The organism is Aeromonas sp. (assembly GCF_051657805.1).
GTDB lineage: Bacteria > Pseudomonadota > Gammaproteobacteria > Enterobacterales > Aeromonadaceae > Aeromonas.
The window spans coordinates 50,937-74,684 of the sequence record NZ_JBOFLJ010000003.1; the positions used below are offsets into that span (position 1 = coordinate 50,937).

General features: G+C 64.2%; 28 protein-coding genes. 13 read left to right on the top strand and 15 right to left on the bottom strand.

The genetic code is table 11. The annotated features are described in order from the left end of the window. Positions 1–22 precede the first annotated feature (22 nt). Positions 23–1,657, bottom strand: a complete 1,635-nt coding sequence (locus tag ACRCYW_RS00650; protein WP_438548267.1) for an ATP-dependent endonuclease — start codon at positions 1,655–1,657, stop codon at positions 23–25. Positions 1,658–1,917: 260 nt separating this feature from the next. Next, complete coding sequence (locus ACRCYW_RS00655) at positions 1,918–2,805, bottom strand: helix-turn-helix domain-containing protein (RefSeq protein ID WP_438548581.1); 888 nt, start codon at positions 2,803–2,805, stop codon at positions 1,918–1,920. Between the two features lie 196 nt (positions 2,806–3,001). On the opposite strand from ACRCYW_RS00655, the gene ACRCYW_RS00660 reads away from it, so the two are divergent. Together ACRCYW_RS00660 and ACRCYW_RS00665 are read left to right on the top strand one after the other, a co-directional pair. Then, complete coding sequence (locus ACRCYW_RS00660; RefSeq protein WP_438548268.1) at positions 3,002–3,919, top strand: DMT family transporter; 918 nt, start codon at positions 3,002–3,004, stop codon at positions 3,917–3,919. Between the two features lie 51 nt (positions 3,920–3,970). After that, positions 3,971–4,858, top strand: coding sequence for a LysR family transcriptional regulator (locus ACRCYW_RS00665; RefSeq protein WP_438548269.1), 888 nt, complete (start codon positions 3,971–3,973; stop codon positions 4,856–4,858). A 3-nt stretch (positions 4,859–4,861) separates the two neighbouring features. Here ACRCYW_RS00665 and ACRCYW_RS00670 read toward each other — a convergent pair whose 3' ends face one another. Further along, positions 4,862–5,641, bottom strand: coding sequence for a TSUP family transporter (locus ACRCYW_RS00670; protein WP_438548270.1), 780 nt, complete (start codon positions 5,639–5,641; stop codon positions 4,862–4,864). 151 nt (positions 5,642–5,792) lie between these two features. After that, positions 5,793–6,572, bottom strand: coding sequence for a tRNA-uridine aminocarboxypropyltransferase (locus tag ACRCYW_RS00675; protein WP_438548271.1), 780 nt, complete (start codon positions 6,570–6,572; stop codon positions 5,793–5,795). Positions 6,573–6,745: 173 nt separating this feature from the next. On the opposite strand from ACRCYW_RS00675, the gene ACRCYW_RS00680 reads away from it, so the two are divergent. Then, positions 6,746–7,159: a VOC family protein gene (locus ACRCYW_RS00680; protein ID WP_438548272.1), complete on the top strand. Its 414-nt coding sequence runs from the start codon at positions 6,746–6,748 to the stop codon at positions 7,157–7,159. Between the two features lie 63 nt (positions 7,160–7,222). On the opposite strand, the gene ACRCYW_RS00685 is transcribed toward ACRCYW_RS00680, so the two are convergent. Continuing rightward, positions 7,223–8,212: a D-alanine--D-alanine ligase gene (locus ACRCYW_RS00685; protein ID WP_438548273.1), complete on the bottom strand. Its 990-nt coding sequence runs from the start codon at positions 8,210–8,212 to the stop codon at positions 7,223–7,225. Between the two features lie 224 nt (positions 8,213–8,436). Then, positions 8,437–9,045, bottom strand: a complete 609-nt coding sequence (locus ACRCYW_RS00690; RefSeq protein ID WP_438548274.1) for a 2OG-Fe(II) oxygenase — start codon at positions 9,043–9,045, stop codon at positions 8,437–8,439. A 201-nt stretch (positions 9,046–9,246) separates the two neighbouring features. Between ACRCYW_RS00690 and ACRCYW_RS00695 the strand changes: the two genes are divergently transcribed. Beyond that, positions 9,247–9,723: a glutathione peroxidase gene (locus ACRCYW_RS00695; protein ID WP_438548275.1), complete on the top strand. Its 477-nt coding sequence runs from the start codon at positions 9,247–9,249 to the stop codon at positions 9,721–9,723. A gap of 206 nt (positions 9,724–9,929) precedes the next feature. Further along, positions 9,930–11,330, top strand: coding sequence for a DEAD/DEAH box helicase (locus tag ACRCYW_RS00700; protein ID WP_438548276.1), 1,401 nt, complete (start codon positions 9,930–9,932; stop codon positions 11,328–11,330). A gap of 82 nt (positions 11,331–11,412) precedes the next feature. On the opposite strand, the gene ACRCYW_RS00705 is transcribed toward ACRCYW_RS00700, so the two are convergent. From ACRCYW_RS00705 to ACRCYW_RS00720, 4 genes are all read right to left on the bottom strand, one after another. Continuing rightward, positions 11,413–11,865 carry a GNAT family N-acetyltransferase gene (locus ACRCYW_RS00705; protein ID WP_438548277.1) on the bottom strand — a complete coding sequence of 151 codons (453 nt, stop codon included), beginning with the start codon at positions 11,863–11,865 and terminating at the stop codon, positions 11,413–11,415. Between the two features lie 62 nt (positions 11,866–11,927). Next, on the bottom strand, positions 11,928–12,380 hold the full coding sequence (locus tag ACRCYW_RS00710) for a GNAT family N-acetyltransferase (protein WP_039038596.1): 453 nt from the start codon (positions 12,378–12,380) through the stop codon (positions 11,928–11,930). A 26-nt stretch (positions 12,381–12,406) separates the two neighbouring features. Next, positions 12,407–12,739 carry a YnfA family protein gene (locus ACRCYW_RS00715; RefSeq protein WP_041211490.1) on the bottom strand — a complete coding sequence of 111 codons (333 nt, stop codon included), beginning with the start codon at positions 12,737–12,739 and terminating at the stop codon, positions 12,407–12,409. A 268-nt stretch (positions 12,740–13,007) separates the two neighbouring features. Then, on the bottom strand, positions 13,008–13,850 hold the full coding sequence (locus ACRCYW_RS00720) for a DUF5718 family protein (RefSeq protein WP_438548278.1): 843 nt from the start codon (positions 13,848–13,850) through the stop codon (positions 13,008–13,010). Between the two features lie 265 nt (positions 13,851–14,115). Here ACRCYW_RS00720 and ACRCYW_RS00725 point away from each other — a divergent pair, with 265 nt between their 5' ends. The 4 genes from ACRCYW_RS00725 (at position 14,116) to ACRCYW_RS00740 (ending at position 16,149) form a co-directional block, all read left to right on the top strand. After that, the gene (locus tag ACRCYW_RS00725) at positions 14,116–14,670 is read left to right on the top strand and encodes a class IV adenylate cyclase (RefSeq protein WP_438548279.1); all 555 of its coding nucleotides are present in this window, start codon (positions 14,116–14,118) and stop codon (positions 14,668–14,670) included. Positions 14,671–14,684: 14 nt separating this feature from the next. Continuing rightward, on the top strand, positions 14,685–15,077 hold the full coding sequence (locus ACRCYW_RS00730; protein ID WP_438548582.1) for an NUDIX hydrolase: 393 nt from the start codon (positions 14,685–14,687) through the stop codon (positions 15,075–15,077). Between the two features lie 124 nt (positions 15,078–15,201). After that, entirely contained in the window at positions 15,202–15,708 is a 507-nt protein-coding gene (locus ACRCYW_RS00735; protein ID WP_438548280.1) for a GNAT family N-acetyltransferase, read from the top strand. A gap of 126 nt (positions 15,709–15,834) precedes the next feature. After that, entirely contained in the window at positions 15,835–16,149 is a 315-nt protein-coding gene (locus ACRCYW_RS00740; protein ID WP_438548281.1) for an antibiotic biosynthesis monooxygenase family protein, read from the top strand. A gap of 39 nt (positions 16,150–16,188) precedes the next feature. Here ACRCYW_RS00740 and pdxY read toward each other — a convergent pair whose 3' ends face one another. The 3 genes from pdxY to ACRCYW_RS00755 form a co-directional block, all read right to left on the bottom strand. Continuing rightward, positions 16,189–17,052 (bottom strand): pyridoxal kinase PdxY, encoded by an 864-nt coding sequence (pdxY, locus tag ACRCYW_RS00745; protein WP_438548282.1) that lies wholly within the window; start codon positions 17,050–17,052, stop codon positions 16,189–16,191. A 409-nt stretch (positions 17,053–17,461) separates the two neighbouring features. Continuing rightward, the gene (locus ACRCYW_RS00750) at positions 17,462–18,217 is read right to left on the bottom strand and encodes a DUF429 domain-containing protein (protein ID WP_438548283.1); all 756 of its coding nucleotides are present in this window, start codon (positions 18,215–18,217) and stop codon (positions 17,462–17,464) included. 76 nt (positions 18,218–18,293) lie between these two features. Next, positions 18,294–18,857, bottom strand: a complete 564-nt coding sequence (locus tag ACRCYW_RS00755; RefSeq protein WP_438548284.1) for a VC2662 family protein — start codon at positions 18,855–18,857, stop codon at positions 18,294–18,296. 294 nt (positions 18,858–19,151) lie between these two features. Here ACRCYW_RS00755 and ACRCYW_RS00760 point away from each other — a divergent pair, with 294 nt between their 5' ends. From ACRCYW_RS00760 to ybcJ, 4 genes are all read left to right on the top strand, one after another. Further along, on the top strand, positions 19,152–19,502 hold the full coding sequence (locus tag ACRCYW_RS00760) for a phasin family protein (RefSeq protein ID WP_438548285.1): 351 nt from the start codon (positions 19,152–19,154) through the stop codon (positions 19,500–19,502). A gap of 91 nt (positions 19,503–19,593) precedes the next feature. Next, positions 19,594–21,390: a class I poly(R)-hydroxyalkanoic acid synthase gene (locus ACRCYW_RS00765; protein ID WP_438548286.1), complete on the top strand. Its 1,797-nt coding sequence runs from the start codon at positions 19,594–19,596 to the stop codon at positions 21,388–21,390. Beyond that, positions 21,387–21,785: a MaoC family dehydratase gene (locus ACRCYW_RS00770; protein ID WP_438548287.1), complete on the top strand. Its 399-nt coding sequence runs from the start codon at positions 21,387–21,389 to the stop codon at positions 21,783–21,785. Before ACRCYW_RS00765 ends, ACRCYW_RS00770 begins: the two co-directional genes overlap by 4 nt. A 172-nt stretch (positions 21,786–21,957) precedes the next feature. Continuing rightward, positions 21,958–22,191, top strand: coding sequence for a ribosome-associated protein YbcJ (ybcJ, locus tag ACRCYW_RS00775; protein WP_100860961.1), 234 nt, complete (start codon positions 21,958–21,960; stop codon positions 22,189–22,191). A 73-nt stretch (positions 22,192–22,264) separates the two neighbouring features. Here the strand turns inward: ybcJ and ACRCYW_RS00780 are convergent, their stop codons facing one another. After that, a complete protein-coding gene (locus ACRCYW_RS00780; protein ID WP_438548288.1) occupies positions 22,265–22,738 on the bottom strand; it encodes a DUF4442 domain-containing protein in 474 nt (157 codons plus the stop codon). A 90-nt stretch (positions 22,739–22,828) separates the two neighbouring features. Then, positions 22,829–23,728, bottom strand: a complete 900-nt coding sequence (locus ACRCYW_RS00785) for a LysR family transcriptional regulator (protein ID WP_438548289.1) — start codon at positions 23,726–23,728, stop codon at positions 22,829–22,831. Positions 23,729–23,748: the final 20 nt, after the last annotated feature.

Below are 23,748 nucleotides of genomic sequence, written 5' to 3' on the forward strand. Positions count from 1 at the left end.
AACGGCGCAAACCTAGCACTGCCTAGCTCTGGCCCCGGGCGAGCGCCACCACCCGCGCGAACATCTGCTTGAGCACGGGGGGAATGCGATCGCTACCGAGTCGCTCCGCCTCCTCCACCACCGCCAGCGCCATGCCTGGCTTGCTGCGATGGTGGATCGCCTTGGTGATGATGCGGGAGGGGCTCATGGTCGAGCGCCCCCCCACCCCGGCCTCCCGCCGGAACACGGGCTCGAAGCCGTTGTGATAGAGGTAGTGTTCGATGTCGGCCGCCGGCAGCTGGGTCACCCTGTCCCGCTCCCGCTCCCCCTTGAGCAGGGCCCGGGCCGAGCTCGCGTACTTGACCCCCGCCTCGTCGCCGTCGGTGAGCAGATGCCACTCGATGCCAAAGTCCCGAGCCACCTTGATGAGGGGAGCCTGGCCGCACTGGGCGAATTCGATGATGCGCACCCCTTCCGCCCGCAGGCTGTAGCCGCAGATCTGGGCGAGCTCGGAGAGCAGCCAGATCTCGGTCTCCCCCTCCACCAGCAGCCAGCAGCGGGCAAACAGGGACATGGGCCTATTGATGCGCACGTGAAACGCTATCTTGCGCAGATCGTCGCTGCTGTAGCGCTCGCCGCCGAGCTGCTGGCAGAGGATGTCCTGCTGGCGGCGCACCAGCCGGCGCACCTGGTTCAGCGGCAGGGAGGAGAGCAGATCCCCGGAGTTGGTGGTGAGCAGCTTCTGGCCGGGTAGCTGCTCCAGCAGCCCCCAGGCCAGCGCCAGCATGGTGGGGTGCAAGCGGCTCTCCGGGTCTTCCAGGATCATGATGGGCCTGGCCCCCTCCTCCAGCTCCCGGTTGCCGCGGGCATTGAGCAGCATGGCCGCCATGCCCGCCATGGCCAGTTGCAGGGCCCGGTTGTCCGCATTGCGCAGCAGCACCTGCAGGTTGCCGGGGTTGCGCAGGGTCATGGGCCTGTTGACTATCTCCCGCTGGCTGCGGGGCTTGTGCTTGATGGGGGCCAGGGCGCTGAAGTAGTGATCCATCAGCTGGCGCACCGCCTGCAGGGCCTCCTTCAACTCGGGTTCGCCGATGCGCTGGGGCTCGTCCGAGAGCTTGCCGGAGAGATCCCCGAGGCGCTGGGCGGAGAGATCCCCCCAGGGCAGGGTCTCGATGCCGTCCCGCGCGGTGCGGGCGTCCCGCAGGCGAAACACAGGGTTCATGGTGATGAGCAGGTGCACCAGCTCATCGTTGTTCTCCATCTCCAGGCTCTTGCCGATGCCGTCGAGAAAGTCGTGGGTGGTCAGCACTGTGCCGTCTTCCTGCAACTCGGCGCTGGCGCGGTAGTGCACCCGGTGGAACTTGTCCTTGTGGGGGATCCAGGCCGCACCGAGGCGGGCCAGGCGGCGGGAGTGCTGGCACATCTGGGGCCGGTATTCGCAAAAGGTGAGCACCAGTTGCAGGGTGCGGGATGGGGCCAGCTCCGGATCTTCCGGCTGATGGAAGTCATCCGCGGTGAATCGGTAGGGCTCGGCGTCCCCCAGCAGGCACCAGAGGGCGCGCAGCAGACTGGACTTGCCCCAGGCGTTCTCGCCGATGAGTACCGTCGTGTGATCCAGCCCGAGCGAGAGCCGGTTTATGCCACGAAAACCTTTAACTTCAATACGTTCCAGAAACATGCAGCCATACCCGGTCCATCCTGATGGGCCCATAGTGGCAAAGTTGCCATTAAAATCCTACCGGGTCGTGGCGATTTTCAGCGGGAACTGTGAGGCACGAGTGGTTCGGGGGCCGCGGGGGGACAGAGGCGGATCTTCGGGCCATTCCAGTGGCTGAACCAGAGATGGCGGGTACGGGTCTGACGCTTTCGATGATTCAATGGGCACTCCATAGGCAACACGGGACGGCCCCATACCGTCCTTGCCCTGCATGGTGCCCCTCAATCGTGACAGCCAGATGACAACTGGCTGCGCCACTGACCCGGGCTCAGGCCGAAGGCCTCCTTGAAGCGATTGCCGAGGTGCCCTTGGGAGGAGAAACCGCACTGGGCGGCGATGCTGGCCAGAGGCTCAGATCCCGCCAGCAGTTGCCTGGCCCGCTTCAGACGCAGCCCCAATAGATAGCGATGGGGCGGGCAACCCAGGCTCTGGCCGAACATGCGGGCGAAGTGGTATTCGCTCAGGCCCGCCTCCCGGGCGAGATCGCTCAAGGTGACGGGATCCGCCAGATGGGCCAGCAGGTACTCCTGCACCCGCCGGATGGTCACGGGTGCCAGCCCGCCTCGTATCTGGGGCAAGGCGGGCGCCTCCTGGGTGTGGTGACGATAGGCGTGCAACATCAGCATCCAGGCGCCGTGGGAGAGCGCCATGCGATCCTCGTCCTGCTGCCAATTCAGCCCCATCAGCTGACGCTGCACCAGGGCAGCCGCCACGGGATCCTCGATGAAGGTCTTGTCCTCCAGCACGAGGTGACGCCCCTCCTTGTCGCAGGCTTCTTCGGCGATGCGGCCGAGGTGGGACGGGCTGAAATAGAGGTGGAAGAAGCGAAACTCTTCGCGCACCAGCCACTCGGATCTGTGGTGATCCGGCATGATGCACACCTTGCCGGCCCCGCCATGGCCGCCGGGACCGTCGAGGCGCTCGGTCTGCTCGCCCCCCTGCAGGTAGACGCTGATGGTGTGATGGCCCGGCTTGTGATAGCGGGTCTGATCGTAACGATTGCACCAGCTGGCGAGGCCTAGCCCGGGCTCTAGCCAGCAGGAATCCTCCAGCCGCGCCCCCGTGCTGACCAGGGCATCGAACACCCCCGCCTCTCTGATTGGTTGCATCATGGGTTGCAATATCTGCTGCGTGGCATCTTGCACCTCGGTCCTCCTCATCGGCTCGCCCTCGCCTTTGCCCTCATCTTATCGTGACCCCTCCTCGCGCGCTGCCCCTGCCCGGAAAAAACCGCAAGATGCTGTAAGCCAGATACAGAGCCTCGGGCCCATGCTGGATATCTGTTTCTCATCCGCGGGATCCTCCATGAACCTCCTACTCTATGTCTCCACCGTCCTTATCTGGGGCAGCACCTGGATTGCCATCGCCTGGCAGCTCGGCCCCATCCCCATCGAGGTGTCAGTGCTCTATCGCTTCGCCCTGGCGGCCCTGGCGCTGTTCGCCCTGCTCACGGTGAGCGGCAAGTTCCCGCGCCTGCCCTGGGCCGGTCAGCGCTACGCCGCCCTGCTCGGCGCCCTGCTGTTCTCCACCAACTTCCTCTGCTTCTACCACGCCACCCTCTATATCCCGAGCGGCCTGTCGGCGGTGATCTTCGCGAGCGCCAGCATCTTCAACGGCCTCAACCTCTGGCTGTTCGAGGGCAAGCGCCCCGGCTTGCGCTGGCTGCAGGGATCCGTGTTGGGATTGCTCGGCACCCTGCTCCTGTTCTGGCCGGTGCTGGCGGATGCGCAGCTCGGGGCCAACGGCTGGAAGGGGCTGCTGCTGGCCTGCGCGGGCACCCTCTGCTTCTCGCTCGGCAACCTGGTGTCGGCCCGGGGCCAGCGCCAGGGCTATCAGGTGTTGCAGATGGTGCCCTGGGGCATGGTCTACGGAGTGGTGCTCCTGCTCGGCTGGGTCGCCCTGCTCGGCCAGTCCCTGACGCTGCCCACCGAGCCCCGTTATGTCGCAGCCATGATCTACCTGGCCATCTTCGGCTCCGTCATCGCCTTCACCGCCTACCTCACCCTGGTGGGGCGCATCGGCGCCAGCAAGGCGGCCTACGCCACCGTGCTCTTCCCCCTAGTGGCGCTGAGCCTCTCCACCCTGTACGAGGGTTTCGTCTGGCAGCCGGTCTCCATCGTCGGGGTGGTGGTCAGCCTCATCGGCAACCTGGTGATCTTCGCGCCCCCCGTCAAGGCGTGGCGCTGGCCGCTTTCGAGGGCTACAAACGGTACTTGCCCCTGATCCCGTCAGCCCCTAAGGTAGCGACTTCCAACCAAGAGGCCGGGAGGCAACATGTTACTGGAAGGGCTGGAGACACTCTGCCTGCTGGCAAGCGAAGGGACCATGGCCAAGGTGGCCAGTCGCCTCTATATCAGCCAGTCGGCGGTGAGCAAGCGCATCAATCAGCTGGAGCTGCGCCTCGGCAAGAAGCTTATCGAGCCGGATGGTCGTCAGATCCGGCTCACCCCCCAGGCCCGCGAACTGCTGGCCCGTGTCGCCCCTAGCCTGGCCGAGATGAAGGGGGTGCTGGCGGACAGCCAGATCCTCACCGATGGCAACCCCCTGCCCGTCGCCTGCTCCGAGACCCTGCTGGCGGGCTATCTCGCCCGCTTCATGCACGACTACCTGCAGTGTGATCCCCACCTTGCCCTCTCCACCCACCACACCCCGGTGATCCTGGCGCGGGTGCGCGGCGGTGACGCCCTGCTCGGCATCTGCGCGGGCCGCCTGCCGCCGGGGCACGGCCTGTGCGCCGAGCTCCTGCTGACGGAGCCCTTCTATCTGGTGGGAGAAGATCAACATGAGGAAGGGGGGCGTGATCAGGGAGGCCAGGACGAGATGCGCAAGATCCTGACCATGGATCTGGAAAACCCCTCCAACCGCTACCTGCGCGAGCCTCTGGCGACCCTGGGATTGGAGCCCGCCATGGAGCTCGACTCCTACCTGGCACTCATCGAGCTGGCCAAGGCGGGCATAGGCCCCGTGCTGCTCCCCGCCGGCCTGCTGACCCTGGTGGGGGAGCAAGGGGCGAGCGCCCGTCCCCTGCCGGGGCTAGGCCGCCCCCTGCACCTGGTCTATCGCCCCAACAGCCTGAAGCGCTCGCGCATCGCCCGCCTGGTGGAGGGGATCAAGGAACACTTCGCCGGGCTTGGCGAAGGGTTGCAGCCCGGTCGCAGATGATGCTCAGTGAAGCCAAGCGAACAGCTCGGGATACTGGCTCCACACCAATTTGGCGGACATCAGCAGGGAGACGGTCACCAGCAGCGGCTTGATAAGCTTCACTCCCTTCTTCAGCACCAACCGGGAGCCGAGCCGGGCGCCGATAAACTGGCCCAGCGCCATGCAGAGCCCCACGCTCCACACCACCTTGCCCCCCAGGGTGAAGAACAGCAGGGAGGCGATGTTGGAGGTAAAGTTCAGCAGCTTGGTGTGGGCCGTGGCCCGCGCCATGCCAAACCCCGCCAGGGCCACGAAGCCGATGGCGAAGAACGACCCCGTTCCCGGCCCGAAGAAGCCGTCGTAGAAGCCGACCCCGCCCCCCACCAGCAGCGCAAACAGCATGGGGCTGAGGCGGCGCTGGCTCTCGGCATCGCTCACCCGGGGGGAGAAGTAGAAGTAGCAGGCGAAGGCCACCAGCAGGAAGGGCAGCAGCCGCTCCAGGATGGCGGCGTCTATGGTCTGCACCGCCAGGGTGCCGAGCGCCGCGCCGATGAAGGTGCAGATCACCGCGGGCCAGATGATGGACCACTCCAGCAGGCCGCGGCGGGCATAGAACCAGGTGGCGGAGAAGGAGCCGAAGCTGCTCTGCAGCTTGTTGGTGCCGAGCACCAGGGCCGGCGGCATGCCGGTGGCGAGCAGGGCCGGCACCGTCAGCAGGCCGCCGCCCCCGGCGATGGCATCGATAAAGCCGGCGACAAGGGCCACCCCGAACAGGGCGACCAGGGTATAGAGTTCCAATTCCATCCATAGACCTCGTGTGATTGGCGGCGCCGGCGTTGGCCTGGAGCCTGAATGAGTCAGTTGGCCGCTATCCTAGCGGGCTCTCGCTCATGAGGCTAACGAAACGATGGCAGCCAATTGATTCCTTATTTTCATCAATGACCGCTTGCCGGGATCAGGCGGCGTCAGCCCCCTCGCCCCTGCCCCCATCAGGCTGGGCCGCCTCCCCCTTGATGGCCTCGAGGGCCCGCAGCAGCGGCAGCTCATCCTCCCCCGGCGCCCGGCTCACCCTGCCCGCCATGTAGCGGCTACTGAAGAGATTGAACCAGTGTTGCAGCGCCTGACCGGCCTCGATCTCACCGGCCACCTCCAGCACGCAGGCCGCCACCTCGGCGGTGCACAGGTGCTCATCGCAATGGGCGACCCGCATGCCGTAGGTGGAGAGCGCCTCGGGTCTGACCGCCAGCACCGGGAAACTGTCCAGATAGGGGCTCATGTTGAACATCTTGCGCGCCTCGGGCCAGGTGCCGTCCAGCAGAATGAAGAGCGGCTTCTTGCCGGGCACCGGCGCCACCTCGGTGGTGAGGCGCGCTGGCTCCTTTTCACAGGCGGGGAATACCACATAGGGCTGCCAGGCGGGATCCGCCAGCAGGGCCAGCAGTTCGGGATGGGGCTGGGTGCGCCGCCAGAGGAAGGCCCAAGTGGTGCCTGGCAACACGTCGGCGATGAGGCGACCTGTGTTGGAGGGCTTCATGGGCTCGCTGTCATACATCAGCAGGCAGAAGCCCGCCTCGGCCTTGAGTTCGGGACGCCAGCCGCAGGCGCACCAGTCGTGGCGCAGCTGACAGGCCTCGCAGCGGGGCACGGCGCCGCCGCGGGCGAGGAAGGGTCGGGTCGAGACGCTCTTGCGCCAGATGCGCAGGCGATTGACGGCGTGATCGGGGATGGGCTTCATGGCAGGAGGCGCTCGGGAGGCGGACGGATAAAGGGAGCGGATTGTAGCGAGCGCCATGGTGGCTCGCAAGCGGTCAGTTCGCAACCAGACGGCCTGCAGGCCGGAGATCCCCTCCTATACTTGGTCGTCACCCATCCACCCGGCCCGGGAAACCGATGGGACAAGGAGCGAAGATGGCAGAACAAGACATGGCAAAGGAGCACGCCCTGGCCGAGGGCTCGACCTTCACCTGGCACGAGCTCTATGTGCCGGACGGTGAGGCGGGCGTGCAGTTTTACACCGAGGTGCTCGGCTGGCAGATGCAGCAGACGGCGCTGGAGGGGTTCGACTACCCCATGCTGGTAGCCAACGGCCGGCCGGTGGCCGGAGTCATGTCCACCAAGGACAATCCCCAGATGGCGGGAGTCCCTCCCCACTGGGCGACCTATATCGCGGTGGACGACGTGGATGCGCGGCTCGCCAGGGTGACCCGGCACGGCGGCTCTGTGGTGGTGCCCCCCATGGACATCCCCAGCGTCGGGCGCATGGCGCTCATCGCAGACCCGCAGGGCGCCCATATCTGGCTGTTTACCTCGGCCCCCATGTGAACCGAACTGCAACCCATATGACAGAGGGGCCGTCAGGCCCCTCTTCGTCTATGTATACCTAGCTCAGGCAGATTTACGCAGGATCTGCTCGAGGTAGTGCGCGAAATTGTGGCCGTGGTGTGCCAGCAGTTTCGGGAACATGGAGATGGAGGTCATGCCCGGGAAGGTGTTGATCTCGTTGAGCAGGATCTCCCCTTCTTCGGTCAGGAAGAAGTCGATGCGCGACAGGTGGGTCAGCTTGAGCTGACGGAACGCCTTGAGGGCATAGGCCTGGATGGCATCGGCCTGCGCCTGGGTCAGCCCCTCGGCCCGCAGGGCGGTCTCGGTGTGGCTGGCGCTGCTGTACTTCTCTTCATAGGTGTAGAACTTGTCGGTGGGCACGCAGATCTCGCCGGGATAGGTCGCCACCAGCTCGTCGCCGTACTGATAGACTGCCACTTCCAGCTCGCGGGGCTTGACCGCCTTCTCGATCAGCACCTGTTCGGAGTAACCGAAGGCGTCCTCGATCCCCTGCAGCAGCTCGGCCTCGTTGCTGGCGGCGTAGCAGCCGACCGACGAACCTTGCGAGGCCGCCTTGATGAAGACCTTGCCCCACTTGGCCAGGGCCGCCTTGGCATCAGCTATGCCCGCCTCGTCCTGCTCGGTCAGGAACAGATAGGGGGTATTGGGGATGCCGAGGGCGGAGAACCACAGCTTGGTGCTGATCTTGTTGAAGCAGATCTTGCTCGCCTCGGCGTCACAGCCCAGATACGGCAGGCCCGCCAGCTCCAGGAAGGATTGCAGATCGCCGGTCTCGCCGGGGTAACCGTGGATGCAGGGCACCACGAAGTCCACCGGACGGGCCACGCTGTCGAAGGAGAGCAGCTTGTCCAGCCCCAGCTTGCACTCGCGGCCATCGGCGCTGAGCCAGCGATCGGCGAACATCTCGACCCGGGTCACTTCGACCCCGGCCAGCAGACCGAGTTGTTGCTCGAGGAAATTGGCGCTGCGCAGAGAGACTTCGTGCTCGGCGCCACCGCCGCCGCACAGCAGCAAGACATGCATGTTCTTCATTAGATGTGATCCCTTGGGAGAAGCGGCTTCGTCATGAGCGGTGATAATGCCATCGCGCGATCCCCGCGCGAAAACCGGGCGAAGCCAGAAACGAACATAAGTGCGGGCCAGTGTAGCAAGGGAGGCGAAGCCTTGTCAGCCGATGCGCCCCCTCTTTCCCCCTGATGTGGCAACTAAAGGGGGCGTTTGCCGCCGTCTCTGTGTCAAAATTGGTCTCGCTCCCCTCAGCGAGGGGGATCCACCCGCCCGGCCCCGTTGCCGTTGACCCGAAACCAGCCGGCAATGCTGTAGCGCTCGCGGCTCGCGGGCAGCACCTCGTGGGGGAAATCTTCCGACAAAAACAGCACCAGCCGCCCGCCCTTGGGGGAGACGTCCATCAGAAACTGCTCGTCGTCGTCATAGACCCGCAGCAATCCGCCCGCCTCGGGCGCCCAGCCGTTGTTGAGATAGAACACCGAGGTGAGGCGACGGTTGGAGCGCCCGGCGAAGGCGTCCCTGTGGGTGGCGTAGAAGTCCCCCTCCCGGTAGCGGGCGAAGTGGGCCTCGTAGTCGAACAGCCCCAGCATCAGGCTGCGGTTCGCCGCCAGACGCAGGGATTCCATCCTGGCCAGATAATTCGCCACCGGCGCCCCGAGATCGGGTTCGAGCCAGTGGATCTGATCCCGGCGAATGTCGGTATTGCCCTGATGCAACCCCTCGCGCCCTATGCCCGCCGGCTGCCACTCGTGGGGCAGGCAGGCGTTGAGTGCATCCACCTCTTCGGCGGTTAAAAAGTCGTCCACTATCACCCATCCCCGGGTGTAAATGGCATCCATGACGGCTTGATAGTCCAAGATTGGGCTCGCAACGAGTGGAGAGAGTGCGCTTTGTAGCGACTTCGCCGCCTCGGCACAAACCGGTTTGCTTCTCCTGAGAAGTCCCGCCATCAATGCAGCTGACAATTGGCCGAGTCGGTCGCCATTTCCCCTTGCCGCCCGGCCCCTCGACCATTAACGTGCTGCTATCATCCCGCATATTTTCAAGAGGGTATTCCCATGTCTCTAGCCTCCTTCCCCCTGCAGCGCCTCGATGGCAGCGACTTTCCCGTCGCAGACCTGCAAGGCAAGGTCATCCTGGTGGTGAACGTGGCGAGCCGCTGCGGCTTCACCCCCCAATACACCGGGCTCGAGGCCCTCTATCGGCAATTGGGTCCAGAAGGGCTGGTGATCCTGGGTTTCCCCTGCGATCAGTTTGGCCACCAGGAGCCGGGGGATGCGGAGGAGATAGCGCGCTTCTGCTCGGTGGATTACCCGGTGAGCTTCCCCATCCTGGCCAAGTGCGAGGTCAACGGCGAACAGGCCCACCCCTTCTACCGCTGGCTGAAACAAGAAAAACCCGGGCTGCTCGGCAGCGAGGCCATCAAGTGGAACTTCACCAAGTTCCTCATCGACCGCGATGGCCGGGTGGTGGACCGCTTCGCCCCCCAGACCAAGCCCGAGGATCTCGCCGCCCCCATCCGCGCCCTGCTCTGAGGCGCCCTCTCCCTTTTATCCGGGATGCCTCCCCCGCTGAGGGAGGCCTCTTTCCCTCGCGCAGTTCACCGCCCTGCTCCCTTCGCCACAGGGTTACTGCGCCTTCGCCCCAGTTCTGCTATATTACGCGCCCATAATCTTTCCATGTCGTGGTGGCCACTATGCGCCGCCCCCGTTGAGCCCAAGGCTCGGAGTCTCTCGCAAACATGTCATTCAATGAACTGGGTCTGTCACCGCACATTCTGCGCGCCGTCAAGGAGTTGGGTTACGAACAGGCAACCCCCATCCAGCAGCAGGCCATCCCGGCCATTCTGGCGGGACAGGATGTGCTGGGCGGCGCCCAGACCGGCACCGGCAAGACCGCCGGCTTCACCCTGCCCATGTTGCACCGGCTGCTGGCGAACCACGGCCGCGGTGGCCGTCGCCAGGTCCGCGCCCTGGTGCTGACCCCGACCCGCGAGCTGGCGGCCCAGGTGGGCGAGAGCATCGTCAAGTACGCCCATCACCTGCCGTTTCGCACCCTGGTCGCCTACGGCGGCGTCAGCATCAAGCCGAACCTGGATGCCATCAAGCTCGGGGTCGACATCCTGGTCGCCACCCCAGGCCGCCTGCTGGACTTGCTGACCCAGGGCGCCCTGACCCTGAGCGCCCTGGAAGTGCTGGTGCTGGATGAAGCGGATCGCATGCTCGACATGGGCTTCATCACCGACATCCGCCGCATCATGAAGGCGCTGCCGGAGGAGCGGCAGACCCTGCTGTTCTCCGCCACCTTCTCGGGCGACATCAAGGCGCTGGCGGACGATCTGCTCAAGACCCCGACCCTCATCGAGGTGAGCCCGACCAACAGCACCGCCGAGCAGGTCAACCAGCGTATCATCAAGGTGGATCGCGAGCGCAAGCGCGAGCTGCTCTCCCACATGATCGGCCGCAACAACTGGCAGCGGGTGCTGGTGTTCGTGCGCACCAAGCAGATTGCCGACAGACTCGCCCACCAGATGGTGAAGGACGGGCTGGATACCGTCGCCATCCACGGCGACAAGACCCAGGGTGCCCGCAACCGGGCGCTGGCGGATTTTCGTGAGGGCAAGGTGCGGGTGCTGGTCGCCACCGACATCGCCGCTCGCGGCCTCGACATCGACGATCTGCCTCACGTCATCAACTTCGAGCTGCCCCAGGTGGCCGAAGATTACATCCACCGCATCGGCCGTACCGGCCGCGCCGGTCGCGGCGGCGAGGCCATCTCCCTGGTGAGCCTGGATGAGCACGATCAGCTCAAGGCCATCGAGGCCCTCATCGGCCAGGCCATCCCGAGCGAAATACAGGAAGGCTATGAGCCGAGCGGCAAGCCGACCCGCCAGACCCTGCCGGGCAGCAAGCCGGTGCAGAACCCGCCCCGCGCCCGTGGCCATGCCAATGCCAAACACAACGCCGGCAAGGGACAACCAGCCAAGCCGGCCGGCAAGCGCCCCGCCAAGGGCGATGGCAGCAAGAAACCCGCCCCGGCGCGCAAGAAAGAGGTGAGCGGCGAGGACATCGGCTTCGCCCCCATGCGCCGCCTGCCCAAGGCCCAGCGCGGCGACTATCAGGACAACTCCAACGAGGAGTGAGGCCTGTTGCCGTGCACCCGGACAATAAAAAACCGCCGACAGGCGGTTTTTTATTGTCAAACTGGCTCAGCTCGCTGCTGGTTCAATCCGCCCCGGGCTCGTCGGCCAGGGCCAGATGCAGCAAGGGGTAGGGCCTGCCCTCCCCATCCAGGGGGGAGCGGCCCACCACCACGAAGCCCATCCGTCGATAGAAGCCGAGTGCCTGCTCGTTCTGCTCGTTCACATCCACCCGGCTCACCCCGAGATTGGCGATGGCATGGGCCACCAACTGGCGACCCGCCCCCTGCCCCATCCCAGCGGGGGCGACGAACAGCATCTCGATATTGCCCTCGGCCACCCCGATAAAACCGACGATCTCACCATCCTCCCCTCTGGCGCAGTTCAGCGTCACGGCATCGAAATAGTGCTCCAGGATCAAGGGCCTCAGGGCCGCTATGTCGGCTTCTTGCAGGAAGTGGTGGCTGGCCCGCACCGAGGCCTCCCAGATGGTGATAAGGGTTGGGTGATCGCACTTTTGTGCGGCGTCAATTTTCATCGCTACCTCAATATGTTGCGGATAACAGCCCACGCCTTTGATGATGCAGCAGTCCATGGGACTTATTGCGGCGCCTTGATAACAAACCCTTTCTCGATGCCGGCCTTGAAACCGAGTCCCTCGTAGAGGCGGTGAGCGGCCTCCCGCCCCTCCCCTGAGAGCAGCATCACCTTGTAGCAATCCAGCTCCCAGGCCAGCGCCAGGGTATGCTCCAGCAACTGATGGCTGAGCCCCTGGCGGCGAAACGCGGCGCCCGTGATCACATGCTCTATGATGCCGAAGGGCCGACCGCCGTTGGTGAGCGTCGGGATCACCCCGAGCTGGCAGCTGGAGGCCAGCTGGCCCTCCACCAGGGCCACCATGATGCGGGTATGGGGCAGATCAAGCATCGCCGCCAATCCCTCGCGGGCCCCTTGCTCGTCGAGCACGGGGTCCTGAGGCCTGAGTTCCTGATAGAGGGCCAGCAGCCCGGCCAAGTCCTGCGCCTCACACTCTCTGATCACCACTGTCGTCATCTTGCTGATCTCCCTTGGCATCGATATCAGGCGGGTCTTGGGGCAAACATGATGATGGCCATGCCGATCAGGGCCACCCCTGCCCCCACCAGATCCCACAGGCTGGGTTTGATGCCATCCACGGCCCAGAGCCAGAGGATGGCCACGAAGATGTAGACGCCGCCATAGGCGGCATAGACGCGGCCGGCGGCGGTCGGGTGCAATGAGAGCAGCCAGGCGAACAGGGCCAGGCTCAGGGCCGCAGGCAGCAGCAGCCAGGCGCTCTTGCCCTGGGTCAGCCAGAGATAAGGGAGATAACAGCCCAGGATCTCGGCAACCGCAGTCACCAGAAACAGGGCCAGGGTCTTGAGTTCAACCATGAATACTCGGGATCCTTGCAGGCAGAATGGACTTCTTGTGGCAAATCATACTGTTATATCCAGCCACTGCAATCGGCTTTCGAGGTGCACGGTTCAGGGCACGGGAGGCAGATGGCGGAGCACGAACAGGATCGAGGGACATCATGCGCTTGGCATGGCGTGCGGTAGGTATAGAGGGTATGCAAACAGGGGATAGAAAGCAGACAGGGAGCGGGCTGCGCTGTGCTTAAAAACAGTCAGGCCCGCCGAAGCGGGCCTGACGACAGGATTAGCGGGTCTTGACCGCCTGCAGCAGCACGGAGACATCCGGCCCGAAGCAGCGGGCTCGGATGGCCTCCCGGATATCCTGCTCGTCGTAGCGGCTGGCCGGGTAGACCAGCACGCAGGCGGTGTCCCCCGGTTGCAGGAAGTGGGTCTCGCCGAAGGGGGTGTAGCGGGTGGCACCTATGCTGATGAGGGCGTGGCTCGGGCGACCGGCCTGGGCCAGCAGCCCCTGGATGTGTTCGGCCGGTCCCTCGTCCTGCTGATGGTTGAACTTGTCGATGGCCCAGTCCAGCAGTTGGCCGTGGAAGTAACTGTAATCCACCGCCGCGCTGTCAACGCCATATGGATGCAGCTCGCCGCCGCGCTCCAGGTAGCAGGCGATGCGGTAGTCGTCGAGCTCGCAGCCCTCCGCAAAATGGGAGAGGGACAGGAGGTTCTCGGCCAGCCCCTTGCTCTCGGGGCCCCAGTTCTTCTTCTCGCTGATCTTTTTGGCGTTGGGGCGGCGGATGGAGCAGTCGTTGTAAGCACCAAAGGCCCGGGGGTGGATGGCCACCACCTGATCACCGGCGTAGACCAGCTCGCACCAGAGGGCCACTTCGGGCTCTATCTGCACCTTCTCGTCGCCACTCACCGCCGCCTCCGGCAGGAAGATGGCGTCGCCGCTCAGGGGGAAGACCCCGAGCTGGCCCGGGTGGGAGGGCACATAGAAGGGGAACAGCGCCTTGGGGGCTATCTTGTCGGTGACCTGTACGGCCACGAAGTCCGCCGCCTCCCCCGCCTGCTCCAGGTGACCGGCGAAATTGCCCGCCACCCCCAATCCGATAAAGTTGCGCTCGGTGATCTGCATCTGTGACTCCACTCGCGCCGGCCCGTGCCGTCGCTGTCGTTGTTCGTGGTCGGCGACTACCGCCAAAGAGGGAGAATATTAGAACACAACCCCGTTCCATCGCCCAGCTAGCGGCCGCCAAGCTGTGCGCCAGCCCCGGTTTCCCCAGGTCCGGCGCTCATAAAAGCGACAATCAGCATCAGGCTGTGATCCCGTCCCTTGGGCAAGGCCCGTACTTTTGCTAGTCTGCCCTATTCATTTGCCGGATGAGCACCCATTCACTGCCATGGCCACACATTTTGAAGGTCGCTTCGAGGTGGAATTCAAGTATCGCCTCGCCGATCGCGCCGCCTTTCTCGCGGCCCTCGCCCCCCTGGATCCCGAGGTGATGCTGGAGGACAACCAGGAGCGGGACTGCTACTTCGACAGCCCGGCGCGTACCCTAGCCGCCGAGGGCAAGAGCCTGGTGATCCGCGCCATGGCACCATCCGGCATTCGGCTGTGGATCCTGAAAGGGCCGGGACCGGATCGCTGCGAGGCGGTCAATATCAGCGACGATGGCAAGGCCATCAGCATGCTGCACAACCTGGGGTATGAAGAGGTGCTGGTCATCGAGAAGCGGCGCAGCATCTACTTCCTCGGCCCCTTCCACCTCACGCTGGATCATCTGACCGGCATCGGTGACTTCGCCGAGCTGGCCATCATGACAGACGACGAGGCCGCCCTGCCGGGTTATCGCCAACAGTTGCTGGCGCTGGCGGCGAGGCTCGGCCTCGATGACGCACAGCGGGAGACCCGCTCCTACCGCACCCTGTGCGAGCAGCAGCGGGAGTCACTTTGATGAACGGGGTTCACATGATAGACAAGCTGGCCTGGCTCACTTTTCAGGATAAACAACTGCTGTGCGCGCGCTCCCACGGCAAGCACATCTACTACATTCCCGGCGGCAAGCGGGAGCCGGGTGAGAGTGACGAGGCGGCCCTTGTCCGGGAGATCGACGAGGAGCTCTCCGTCCATCTCAAGCCGGATTCCCTGCGCTTTGCCTGCGAGTTCAGCGCCCAGGCCGACGGCAAGCCGGAGGGCGTGAATGTGAGATTACGCTGCTACACAGGGGAGGCTGACGGCACTCCCACCGCCTCGGCGGAGATCGCCGAGCTGCGCTGGCTGGACAGCCGCCATCTGGACGAGATCTCCCCCGTCTCCCGCCTGCTGTTCCACTGGCTGGTCGAGCAGGGCCTTATCCGTTAGGCAGGGGTGATAAATGCACGCACGCCACCGTGATGACCGGCTGGCGGCCAGGGTCTGATCCAGAACGGTGTCAGGCCCTCAATACCCTATTTATTGGCAATTGAAGAAACGATGAGGAGTTTCAATGGAGATCCTTGAGGTCGATAGCACCAGAGGCATCAGACCGGCACTGATCACCCTGCTGCAAGACAGCGTGGCCAGCGGCGCCTCGATGGGCTTCCTGCCTCCACTGCAAGAAGAGCAGGGACTGGAATATTGGCAAGGCATCGAGGCCGAGCTGGCGAACGGGGTGCGCAAGCTCTGGGTCGCCTTCGATCAGCACCATCTGGTCGGCGCCCTGCAGCTCTCCCTCAGCACCAAGGCCAACGGTGGCCACAGGGCCGAGGTGGAAAAGCTGATGGTGCACAGCGAGGCCCGCGGCAAGGGGGTGGGCCGTGCCCTGATGCTCGCCATGGAGCAAGGGGCCCGCGACGCCCACCGCACCCTGCTGGTGCTGGACTCCCGGGTGGGGGATGTGGCCTCCAACCTCTATCGCCAGCTCGGCTATGTGGAGGCTGGCCAGATCCCGGCTTTCGCCAGGAGTGCGGACGGCACCCTGGCGGCGACCCAGTTCTTCTACAAGCAGCTCTGAGCCGGGGGCTGACCCTGCCCTCTCAAAATAACAAGGCCAGCCGCGAGGCTGGCCTTGTTTATTGGGGCATAAGTTGTTGAGATGACGTGTCTTCGCAACGAAAGCCCTACCGGACAAGGAGTCCATATGATATTGGAAGTCGCCCCGCTGCAGGTCATTCCGGGTCAGAGCGCCGCCTTCGAGCAGGCCTTCGCCAAGGCCCAGCGCATCATCAGCGCCATGCCGGGCTACGCAGGCCACCAGCTGCAACGCTCATTGACCGATCCACACCGCTACCTGCTGCTGGTCAACTGGCAGCGGCTCGAGGATCACACCCAGGGTTTTCGGGGCTCGCCCCAATACCAGGAGTGGAAGGCGTTGCTGCACCACTTCTACGATCCCTTCCCGACGGTCGAGCATTTCCAGGCCGTGCACTTGGACGAAACTGCGACAGAGGTCTAACGCTGATCAGCCCAACATATGGCAGGCTGATCATCTTTCTCAGGCCAGTCGCTCGGCCCTGTGCTCGATCCGCGGCTCAGCAAACGCCGATTGTGCATCGATGAGCTGCAGCTCGTAGGCATCCGCCTGCCAGGTGCGCAGCAGCACGGCGTCCACCGCCGCATTGGTGCGCTCGAAGGCGGCCACCGCCTCGAAACCCGCCTGCAGGTTCGCCAGCATCAGGGCGCTGATGAGATCCCCCACCCCCACCGGCTGGCGGGCAAACTCGTAGAGCGGGCGGGAGATCAGATAATCCCCCTCCTGGGTGGCCAGCAGCATCTCGAAGCGCCCGGCCTGGCTGGCGGCGCGGCCAAGGTGCTTGACCAGCACCATCTTCACCCCTTTGGCCAGCAACTGGTGCGCCGCGGCTCGCGTCTGGGCCAAATCCGCCAGATGCGTGTCACACAGAGTCTCCAGCTCCAGCAGGTTCGGCGCCATGATATCCGCCACCGGCAAGGCCTGCTCGGTCAGGAAACGGGTCACGCCGGGCGCGACTATGCAGCCCTTCTCCGGGTGGCCCATGACGGGATCGCAGAAATAGATGGCCGCCGGGTTGGCTGCCTTGACCGCGGCCACGACGGAGAGGATCTCGTCCCCCTGCTCCGCCGAGCCGAGGTAGCCACTCAGCACGGCGTCGCACTGCCCCAGCACCGCTATGTTCTCCAGCCCTTTACACAGGGCGCTGATGTGGCCCGCCGGCATCGCCATCCCCTGCCATCCCGCCGCGTACTGGGTGTGGTTTGAGAACTGCACCGTGTTGATAGGCCAGACTTCCATGCCGAGACGGCGCATGGGAAACACGGCGGCGCTGTTGCCGGCACAGCCAAAGACCACGTGGGACTGGATAGAGAGAATGCGTTTCATGGAGACCACCGCAGAAGAAGCATGAGGAAAGCAGGCAATATATCGGATGAAGAGACGGCGGTTCCAGCGATCCGCGGCACAAACCCGTATTTTCCCCTCAAAAACCCGAGAAAGTGGCGACGCAGGGTCCCGGGCTCAGCGGTCCCGGGACCCTGGTGAGCGCTCTGGGTTCAGATCCCCGGTGTCCGCGTCAGCCTGATTTGAGGGTTCAATATTTTAGTTTGATGGCATATATTGGCATTTTTAAACTAGGTGGGTGGCCCATGCGGGAGGAATACAGGTAAACGGGGGGATGTTGGTGCCAGAAAAAGAATGAGAAGGCGCAGCAAGGGAGTGTGCTGACGGGTTCTAGAGGCGGCGACCGACCCGGGGAGCCATCCACGAGTCGGCCGCCGCACTGGCTTTGGTGTCAGCCCCGGGCGAAGTGGTAGACCCAGCCCTCGTCCAGCGGAAAGCCTTCAGGCGCCCCGAGCAAGGGTGGCAACAGGGACACGCTCCCCTTGGCAGCGTATTGCAGCGCCATCAGGGCGCAGAGGGCCGCATCGTAAGGGTCTGTTCCCGGTACGAGATCCACCGGCAGATGGGCGGCAATCTCCTCTCTCGCCACCGAGGCCTTTCCTCCCACCTTGGCCAGGGCCGGATAGACCTCCAGCACGGCGCGCTCGGCCTCTGGTATCCGCGTCGGCACCAGTTGCAGATCAGCGAGACGCGGCAGCATGGAGAGCGCCAGGGTGGCGTTGTTGCCGAGCCGGTCGAAGGTGGCGGAGAGCGGCTTCTTGCCGTACTGCTGGTGCAACCAGCGATCACAGTCTCGATAGGCATAGGGGTTGTCGATCTCCCGCTGGGGTACGGCGCACTCGGCTCCCCTCCCCCCGAGCAAGTCGGCCAACGCCCTTGGGAAGGCAAGCGGCGCATCGATGCCGAGGGCCAACTGCGGGCAGGCCAGCACCTGCATCAGGCCCATCTCGTCTTGCAGGGCCGGGCGCAGCAGGGCATCCAGATCCGGGGCGACCCGGGAGCTCAGCCTAAACAAGGACGAGACACCCAGCCAGTGCAGTTGCTTCTCCCTCGCCTGCCAACCCACCACGGCCACCGCCTGGGCATTGCCCTGCCAGCCTCGCACATCCCAGCCGATGCCGATGGCATCCATATGAGCAGTCGTCATCTCAATCACATCTTTCTGTTCAGGGTGCTGCACAGGGTAATGCTTGCCCCCGCCAATGCAAGGGCATGGCCGGGGCTTAGAAGGATTTCTTGAAGTTGATGAGGGGCAGGATGGGGAAGATGCCGTTCTCAGCGTAGTTGGCCAGGCCGATCTGCAAGCCATCCAGGTGTTTGGTGGCATTGATGAAGCCAATCTGGAAGGTGGTGCGCTCGGCGTAATTGACGAAACCGACGTTGGCCAAGGCGTTGCCCTGGGCAATGTTCACCGCCCCCCAGTTGAGGCCCTTCACGTTGTTGGTCAGGTTGACGAAGCCGAGGTTGACCCCGGTGTCCTGCCCCCCGTGCCAGTTGACGGCATTGATGGCGACCCCGCCAAACTGGTGGCGCACCCGGGCGGCCCCGAAGAAGATGCCGAGCTGCAGGCCGGTGAACTGATCCACGTCGGAAAGCGCGAACACCGGCAAGTCTATGCCCTTGACCTGACCGGTACGGCCGTACAGGAAAGAGGCGCGCGCCCCTTCGACCTGGTGAGAAGCGGGCAGATTGACGCCAGGCAGGGAGATCTGGACAGGGGTGCTGGCCTGAGCGGCACCGCTCAAGGCCAGAGTGCCGCTGGCGAGCAGCAGGGCGAGAGACTTCATCGGGATTCCTTTGTGGGCTGAGTAGTCCACCAGACTACCAGTGCCCACCCCGGGGAACGAGGCCGATCCGGCCATCCTGCGTCACCTCCCGTCTGGATCCGTCATCCTGGCAGGGTGACATGTCATCGAAATTCAAACAGAAATTAACACTTATGTCATTTACACCAATGCATGTTTAGTTGCAGAATGGTTAAACGCGTGTTTGAACAGAGCAAACGACGCGTCAACAAGGATGAGCTGTACCCCCACTCGAGCCGACTGGCTCGGATTATGCTGCCGATTTGGAGACGCACGATGAATATGGACATACTCAAGAGCTTTACCGAGCAGATGCAAGGCTTCACCTCCCCCCTCACCCGCTACAACCAGCTGCTGGCCAGCAACATCGAACAGCTGACCCGGTTGCAGCTGGCCTCCGCCAATGCCTATGCCGAGCTGGGACTGAATCAGCTGCAGGCGGTGGGCAAGGTGCAGGATGCCCAGAGCCTGGCGGCCCTAGGCACAGTGCAACTGGAAACCGCCAGCCAGCTCTCTCGCCAGATGCTGGATGACATCCAGAAGCTCAATGCCCTGGGTCTGCAGTTCAAGGAAGAGCTGGATGCCCTGACCGCGGACGGCATCAAGAAGAGCACGGGCAAGGCCTGATAACCCTGGCTGCCCGTCAGGGCAGCCTCATCTCCCCACGACGCGACAGGACGGGCTAGCTCCCGCCGCGGGTGTGGGTGAAGGAGAGAACATGAGCCAATCATCGTACGGCCCGCTGTTCGAGGCCCTGGCCCACTATAACGAGAAGCTGCTGGGCATGGCCAAGGCCCAGACCGAGCGCACCGCTCAGGCCCTGCTGCAGACCAACCTGGACGATCTCGGTCAGGTGCTGGAGCAGAGCAGTCAGCAGCCCTGGCAGCTTATCCAGGCGCAGATGAACTGGTGGCAGGATCAGCTCAAGCTGATGCAGCACACCCTGCTCAAGAGCGCGGGACAAGAGAGCGAGCCGGTGATCACCCCGGAGCGCGGCGATCGCCGCTTCAAGGCCGAAGCCTGGAGCGAGCAGCCCATCTACGACTACCTCAAGCAATCCTATCTGCTCACCGCGCGGCACCTGCTGGCCTCGGTGGATGCCCTGGAAGGCTTGCCCCAGAAGAGCCGGGAGCGGCTGCGGTTCTTCACTCGCCAATACATCAACGCCATGGCCCCCAGCAACTTCCTGGCCACCAACCCTGAGCTGCTCAAGCTCACCCTGGACTCGGACGGCCAGAACCTGGTGCGCGGCCTCGCGCTGCTGGCCGAGGATCTGGAGCGCAGTGCCGATCAGCTCAACATTCGCCTCACCGACGAGTCCGCCTTCGAACTGGGGCGGGATCTGGCGACCACGCCGGGTCGGGTGGTGCAGCGCACCGAACTCTACGAGCTCATCCAGTACAGCCCGACCACGGAAACCGTGGCCAAGACCCCCGTGCTGATCGTGCCCCCCTTCATCAACAAGTACTACATCATGGACATGCGGCCCCAGAACTCCCTGGTGGCCTGGCTGGTCGCCCAGGGCCAGACGGTATTCATGATCTCCTGGCGCAATCCGGGAGTGGATCAGGCCCAGATCGATCTCGACGACTACGTGGTGGACGGCGTCATCGCCGCCCTGGACGCCGTGGAAGCCGCCACCGGCGAGCGGGAGGTGCACGGCATCGGCTACTGCATCGGTGGCACGGCCCTCTCCCTGGCCATGGGCTGGCTGGCGGCCCGCCGTCAGAAGCAGCGAGTGCGCACCGCTACCCTGTTCACCACCCTGCTGGACTTCTCCCAGCCCGGGGAGCTCGGCATCTTCATCCACGAGCCCATCATAGCGGCGCTCGAGGCGCAAAATGAGGCCAAGGGCATCATGGATGGGCGCCAGCTGGCGGTCTCCTTCAGCCTGCTGCGGGAAAACAGCCTCTACTGGAACTACTACATCGACAGCTACCTCAAGGGGCAGAGCCCGGTGGCCTTCGATCTGCTGCACTGGAACAGCGACAGCACCAATGTGGCGGGCAAGACCCACAACAGCCTGCTGCGCCGTCTCTACCTGGAGAACCAGCTGGTGAAGGGGGAACTCAAGATCCGCCAGACCCGCATCGATCTCGCCAAGGTGAAGACCCCGGTGCTGCTGGTGTCCGCCATCGACGATCACATCGCACTCTGGCAAGGAACCTGGCAGGGTATGAAGCTGTTTGGCGGCGAACAGCGCTTCATTCTGGCCGAATCCGGTCACATCGCCGGTATCATCAACCCCCCTGTGGCCAACAAGTACGGTTTCTGGCAGAACGAGGCCAAGGCCGACACGCCAACTGCCTGGCTCGAGGGGGCGACCCATCAGGCCGGCTCCTGGTGGCCCCAGATGATGGGCTTTATCCGCAGCCGGGATGAGGAGCTGGAACCCGTTGCAGCCCGCGCCCCCATCGACGGGCTGGCGGCCGCCCCCGGCGACTACGTCAAGGCGCGGCTCAACCCCATCTTCAGCGGCGCTACAAGCGGCACGACAGAGGAGGCAGCGGCATGAGCCCCCTGGTCGTCGGCCAGAAGGCCAGCCTGAACAAGCGCTTCGGTCCGGCGGAGGTGAGCGCCTTCGCCGGCCTGTCGGAGGACTTCAACCCCCTGCACCTGGACTCGGCGTTTGCCGCTACCACGGTATTCGAGCGCCCCATCGTCCACGGCATGTTGCTGGCCAGCCTGTTTTCCGGGCTGCTGGGCCAGCATCTGCCCGGCGAGGGGAGCGTCTACCTGGGCCAGAGCCTCAGCTTCAAGCAACCCGTGTTCGTGGGAGATGAGGTGACGGCCGAGGTGGAGGTGATAGCCCTTAGGGACGACAAGCCCATCGCCACCCTGGCCACCCGCATCTTCACCCGAGGCGGCACCCTCGCCGTGACCGGGGAGGCCGTGGTGAAGTTCGCCTGATCCGCTCACCCGGCTCGGCAACCCAAGTCACACAGCCCGGCACCGTGCCGGGCTGTTTTTTTGAGCCCGCTTTTTGGATCCAATCCGTCCCGACCCCTTTCCCTGCCGGTGCTCAGGGCCTAAAATGGCCGCCCTGCCGCATCCGGCACTCATATCAGCAAGAGGATTCATCATGGAAACGTTTCTGCTCGAGGGTCACCCCTTCGTCGCCCTGTGCGATCTCATCAAGCATCAGGGGTGGGCCGACTGCGGTGGCGCGGCCAAGGCGCTGGTCGCCGACGGTCTGGTAGAGGTGAACGGCCAGGTCGAGACGCGCAAGCGCTGCAAGATAGTGGCCGGTCAGGTGGTGAACTTCAACGGCATGAAGGTCGTGGTGAAGGAAGGGATCAGCCCCGAGATCGAATGAGCATCATCGCCATCGAGTCTTGATGGCAGGAGAGCCCGGCCACCGGTCGAGCCCTCTTCAGAATGTGAATCTCTCAGCTGGCCTTGATGGACAGGGTCAGCACGAAGCGCGCCATCGCCTCGTCACCGTTCAGTGCCGGGCAGGTGGCCACCACCTGGATGGGGCGGTTGATGCGCTGCCCGGTCGCCAGGGATTCGTCAATCATGGCATCGATCGCCTCCCCCGCCTCGCAGTCGAAACGCACGTCCGCCTCGGGCCGCTTCAAGAACTCCCCCTGCACGTCCTTGAAGGCGAAATGCACCTTCTTGCGCCGCTGCCGCCCCTTCTCCATCACCAGCAGGCCCCCCACCAGATCGGCGCCGGTCGCCAGAGCGCCGAAATACATGCTGCCCAGGTGATTGCGGGTCCGCCAGCCGAGGGGGATGCGAATGCGCAGGGCCTTGCCATCCATCCGTTCGATGACGGGGGCGCAGAAGCCGATGACGGGAATGTAGCGCCAGGCGAAGAGGCGCAGGGCGAGGTTGGCTTTGAGGCGTTGCAGGTCCATTGCAAACTGATCCGATGAGTGAGTGTGAATGAAATGTTGCCAGCATCACACCCCGGAGGCAAGCACCGATTGCCCGCCCCATGAACTCCCTCAGGCGCTCCCTTTGTCCGTCAGCAGCAGGGCCACCTCCTCCAGCACGTAGTCGATGAACAGACGCGCCGCGTAAGAGAGTCCCTTGCGGCTCGGGTAGACCAGCCAGATGTTGTCCAGGGTGGTCTCGTACGCCGGCAGCACGTCTATGATGGCGCCGCTCTCCACCTGGGGACGCATGGTGATCTCCGGCAACACGGCGATGCCGTCCCCCTCGGAGACCGCATGGCGGATGTAGTAGGAGCTGTTGGAGATCACCCGGCTGTTGATCAGGATCTCCCCCTGATTGAAGATCAACTTGTTGTCGAGCTGGCCATCCGGTAGCCGCGTCACCAGCACGTTATGATGGTGCAGATCCTCGAGGGAAGCGGGCCGGCCGTGGCGCTCCACATACTCCCGGCTGGCGTAGAGCTTGCGGGTGAAGGGCAAAATGGCGCGGGCGACGAAGCTGTTGTCGATGACATCGCCGATGTGGATGCTCGCATCCAACCCGTAGTTCAGGATGTCCCGATAACCGACGCTGCTCAGATGCAGCTCGATGTTGATCTTCGGGTATCGCTTCAGGAACCGCTTGAGGATGTCGTGGATGAAGATGTCCGAGTCATTGAGCAGCCCTATCTTGATGTTGCCGACGGGCTGATGACTGCGGGTGCGGATCTGCTCGTGAGTCTGATCCAGCTGACCGATGATGTGCTGCAGGTTGTTGTAGTACTCCAGCCCCACCGGGGTCATGGTGAGCCGGCGGGTCGTGCGGGTGAGCAGCTTGGCGTTGAGCTCCGTCTCCAGATCCTTGATCCGGCGGCTCACGTTGGAGCGCGGAATGTTCAGCGCATCGGCGGCGCTGGTAAAGCCCCCGAGCTCCACCACGGACATGAACAACTTGAGATCCTCTATCTTCACCCTTCCCCCTCGCCTGCCCG

Excerpts from the sequence above, each read along its gene's own strand:
- ACRCYW_RS00765 (WP_438548286.1), top strand. The coding sequence starts at position 19,594 with ATGAGCCAATCATCGTACGGCCCGCTGTTCGAGGCCCTGGCCCACTAT.
- ACRCYW_RS00695 (WP_438548275.1), top strand. The coding sequence starts at position 9,247 with ATGTCTCTAGCCTCCTTCCCCCTGCAGCGCCTCGATGGCAGCGACTTT.
- ACRCYW_RS00660 (WP_438548268.1), top strand. The coding sequence starts at position 3,002 with ATGAACCTCCTACTCTATGTCTCCACCGTCCTTATCTGGGGCAGCACC.
- ACRCYW_RS00670 (WP_438548270.1), bottom strand. The coding sequence starts at position 5,641 with ATGGAATTGGAACTCTATACCCTGGTCGCCCTGTTCGGGGTGGCCCTT.
- ACRCYW_RS00685 (WP_438548273.1), bottom strand. The coding sequence starts at position 8,212 with ATGAAGAACATGCATGTCTTGCTGCTGTGCGGCGGCGGTGGCGCCGAG.
- ACRCYW_RS00705 (WP_438548277.1), bottom strand. The coding sequence starts at position 11,865 with ATGAAAATTGACGCCGCACAAAAGTGCGATCACCCAACCCTTATCACC.
- ACRCYW_RS00710 (WP_039038596.1), bottom strand. The coding sequence starts at position 12,380 with ATGACGACAGTGGTGATCAGAGAGTGTGAGGCGCAGGACTTGGCCGGG.
- ACRCYW_RS00675 (WP_438548271.1), bottom strand. The coding sequence starts at position 6,572 with ATGAAGCCCATCCCCGATCACGCCGTCAATCGCCTGCGCATCTGGCGC.
- ACRCYW_RS00725 (WP_438548279.1), top strand. The coding sequence starts at position 14,116 with ATGGCCACACATTTTGAAGGTCGCTTCGAGGTGGAATTCAAGTATCGC.
- ACRCYW_RS00680 (WP_438548272.1), top strand. The coding sequence starts at position 6,746 with ATGGCAGAACAAGACATGGCAAAGGAGCACGCCCTGGCCGAGGGCTCG.
- ACRCYW_RS00735 (WP_438548280.1), top strand. The coding sequence starts at position 15,202 with ATGGAGATCCTTGAGGTCGATAGCACCAGAGGCATCAGACCGGCACTG.
- ACRCYW_RS00760 (WP_438548285.1), top strand. The coding sequence starts at position 19,152 with ATGAATATGGACATACTCAAGAGCTTTACCGAGCAGATGCAAGGCTTC.
- ACRCYW_RS00770 (WP_438548287.1), top strand. The coding sequence starts at position 21,387 with ATGAGCCCCCTGGTCGTCGGCCAGAAGGCCAGCCTGAACAAGCGCTTC.
- ACRCYW_RS00720 (WP_438548278.1), bottom strand. The coding sequence starts at position 13,850 with ATGCAGATCACCGAGCGCAACTTTATCGGATTGGGGGTGGCGGGCAAT.
- ACRCYW_RS00780 (WP_438548288.1), bottom strand. The coding sequence starts at position 22,738 with ATGGACCTGCAACGCCTCAAAGCCAACCTCGCCCTGCGCCTCTTCGCC.
- ACRCYW_RS00700 (WP_438548276.1), top strand. The coding sequence starts at position 9,930 with ATGTCATTCAATGAACTGGGTCTGTCACCGCACATTCTGCGCGCCGTC.
- ACRCYW_RS00665 (WP_438548269.1), top strand. The coding sequence starts at position 3,971 with ATGTTACTGGAAGGGCTGGAGACACTCTGCCTGCTGGCAAGCGAAGGG.
- ACRCYW_RS00730 (WP_438548582.1), top strand. The coding sequence starts at position 14,685 with ATGATAGACAAGCTGGCCTGGCTCACTTTTCAGGATAAACAACTGCTG.
- pdxY (WP_438548282.1), bottom strand. The coding sequence starts at position 17,052 with ATGAAACGCATTCTCTCTATCCAGTCCCACGTGGTCTTTGGCTGTGCC.
- ACRCYW_RS00750 (WP_438548283.1), bottom strand. The coding sequence starts at position 18,217 with ATGACGACTGCTCATATGGATGCCATCGGCATCGGCTGGGATGTGCGA.
- ACRCYW_RS00650 (WP_438548267.1), bottom strand. The coding sequence starts at position 1,657 with ATGTTTCTGGAACGTATTGAAGTTAAAGGTTTTCGTGGCATAAACCGG.
- ACRCYW_RS00655 (WP_438548581.1), bottom strand. The coding sequence starts at position 2,805 with ATGCAACCAATCAGAGAGGCGGGGGTGTTCGATGCCCTGGTCAGCACG.
- ACRCYW_RS00740 (WP_438548281.1), top strand. The coding sequence starts at position 15,835 with ATGATATTGGAAGTCGCCCCGCTGCAGGTCATTCCGGGTCAGAGCGCC.
- ybcJ (WP_100860961.1), top strand. The coding sequence starts at position 21,958 with ATGGAAACGTTTCTGCTCGAGGGTCACCCCTTCGTCGCCCTGTGCGAT.
- ACRCYW_RS00715 (WP_041211490.1), bottom strand. The coding sequence starts at position 12,739 with ATGGTTGAACTCAAGACCCTGGCCCTGTTTCTGGTGACTGCGGTTGCC.
- ACRCYW_RS00755 (WP_438548284.1), bottom strand. The coding sequence starts at position 18,857 with ATGAAGTCTCTCGCCCTGCTGCTCGCCAGCGGCACTCTGGCCTTGAGC.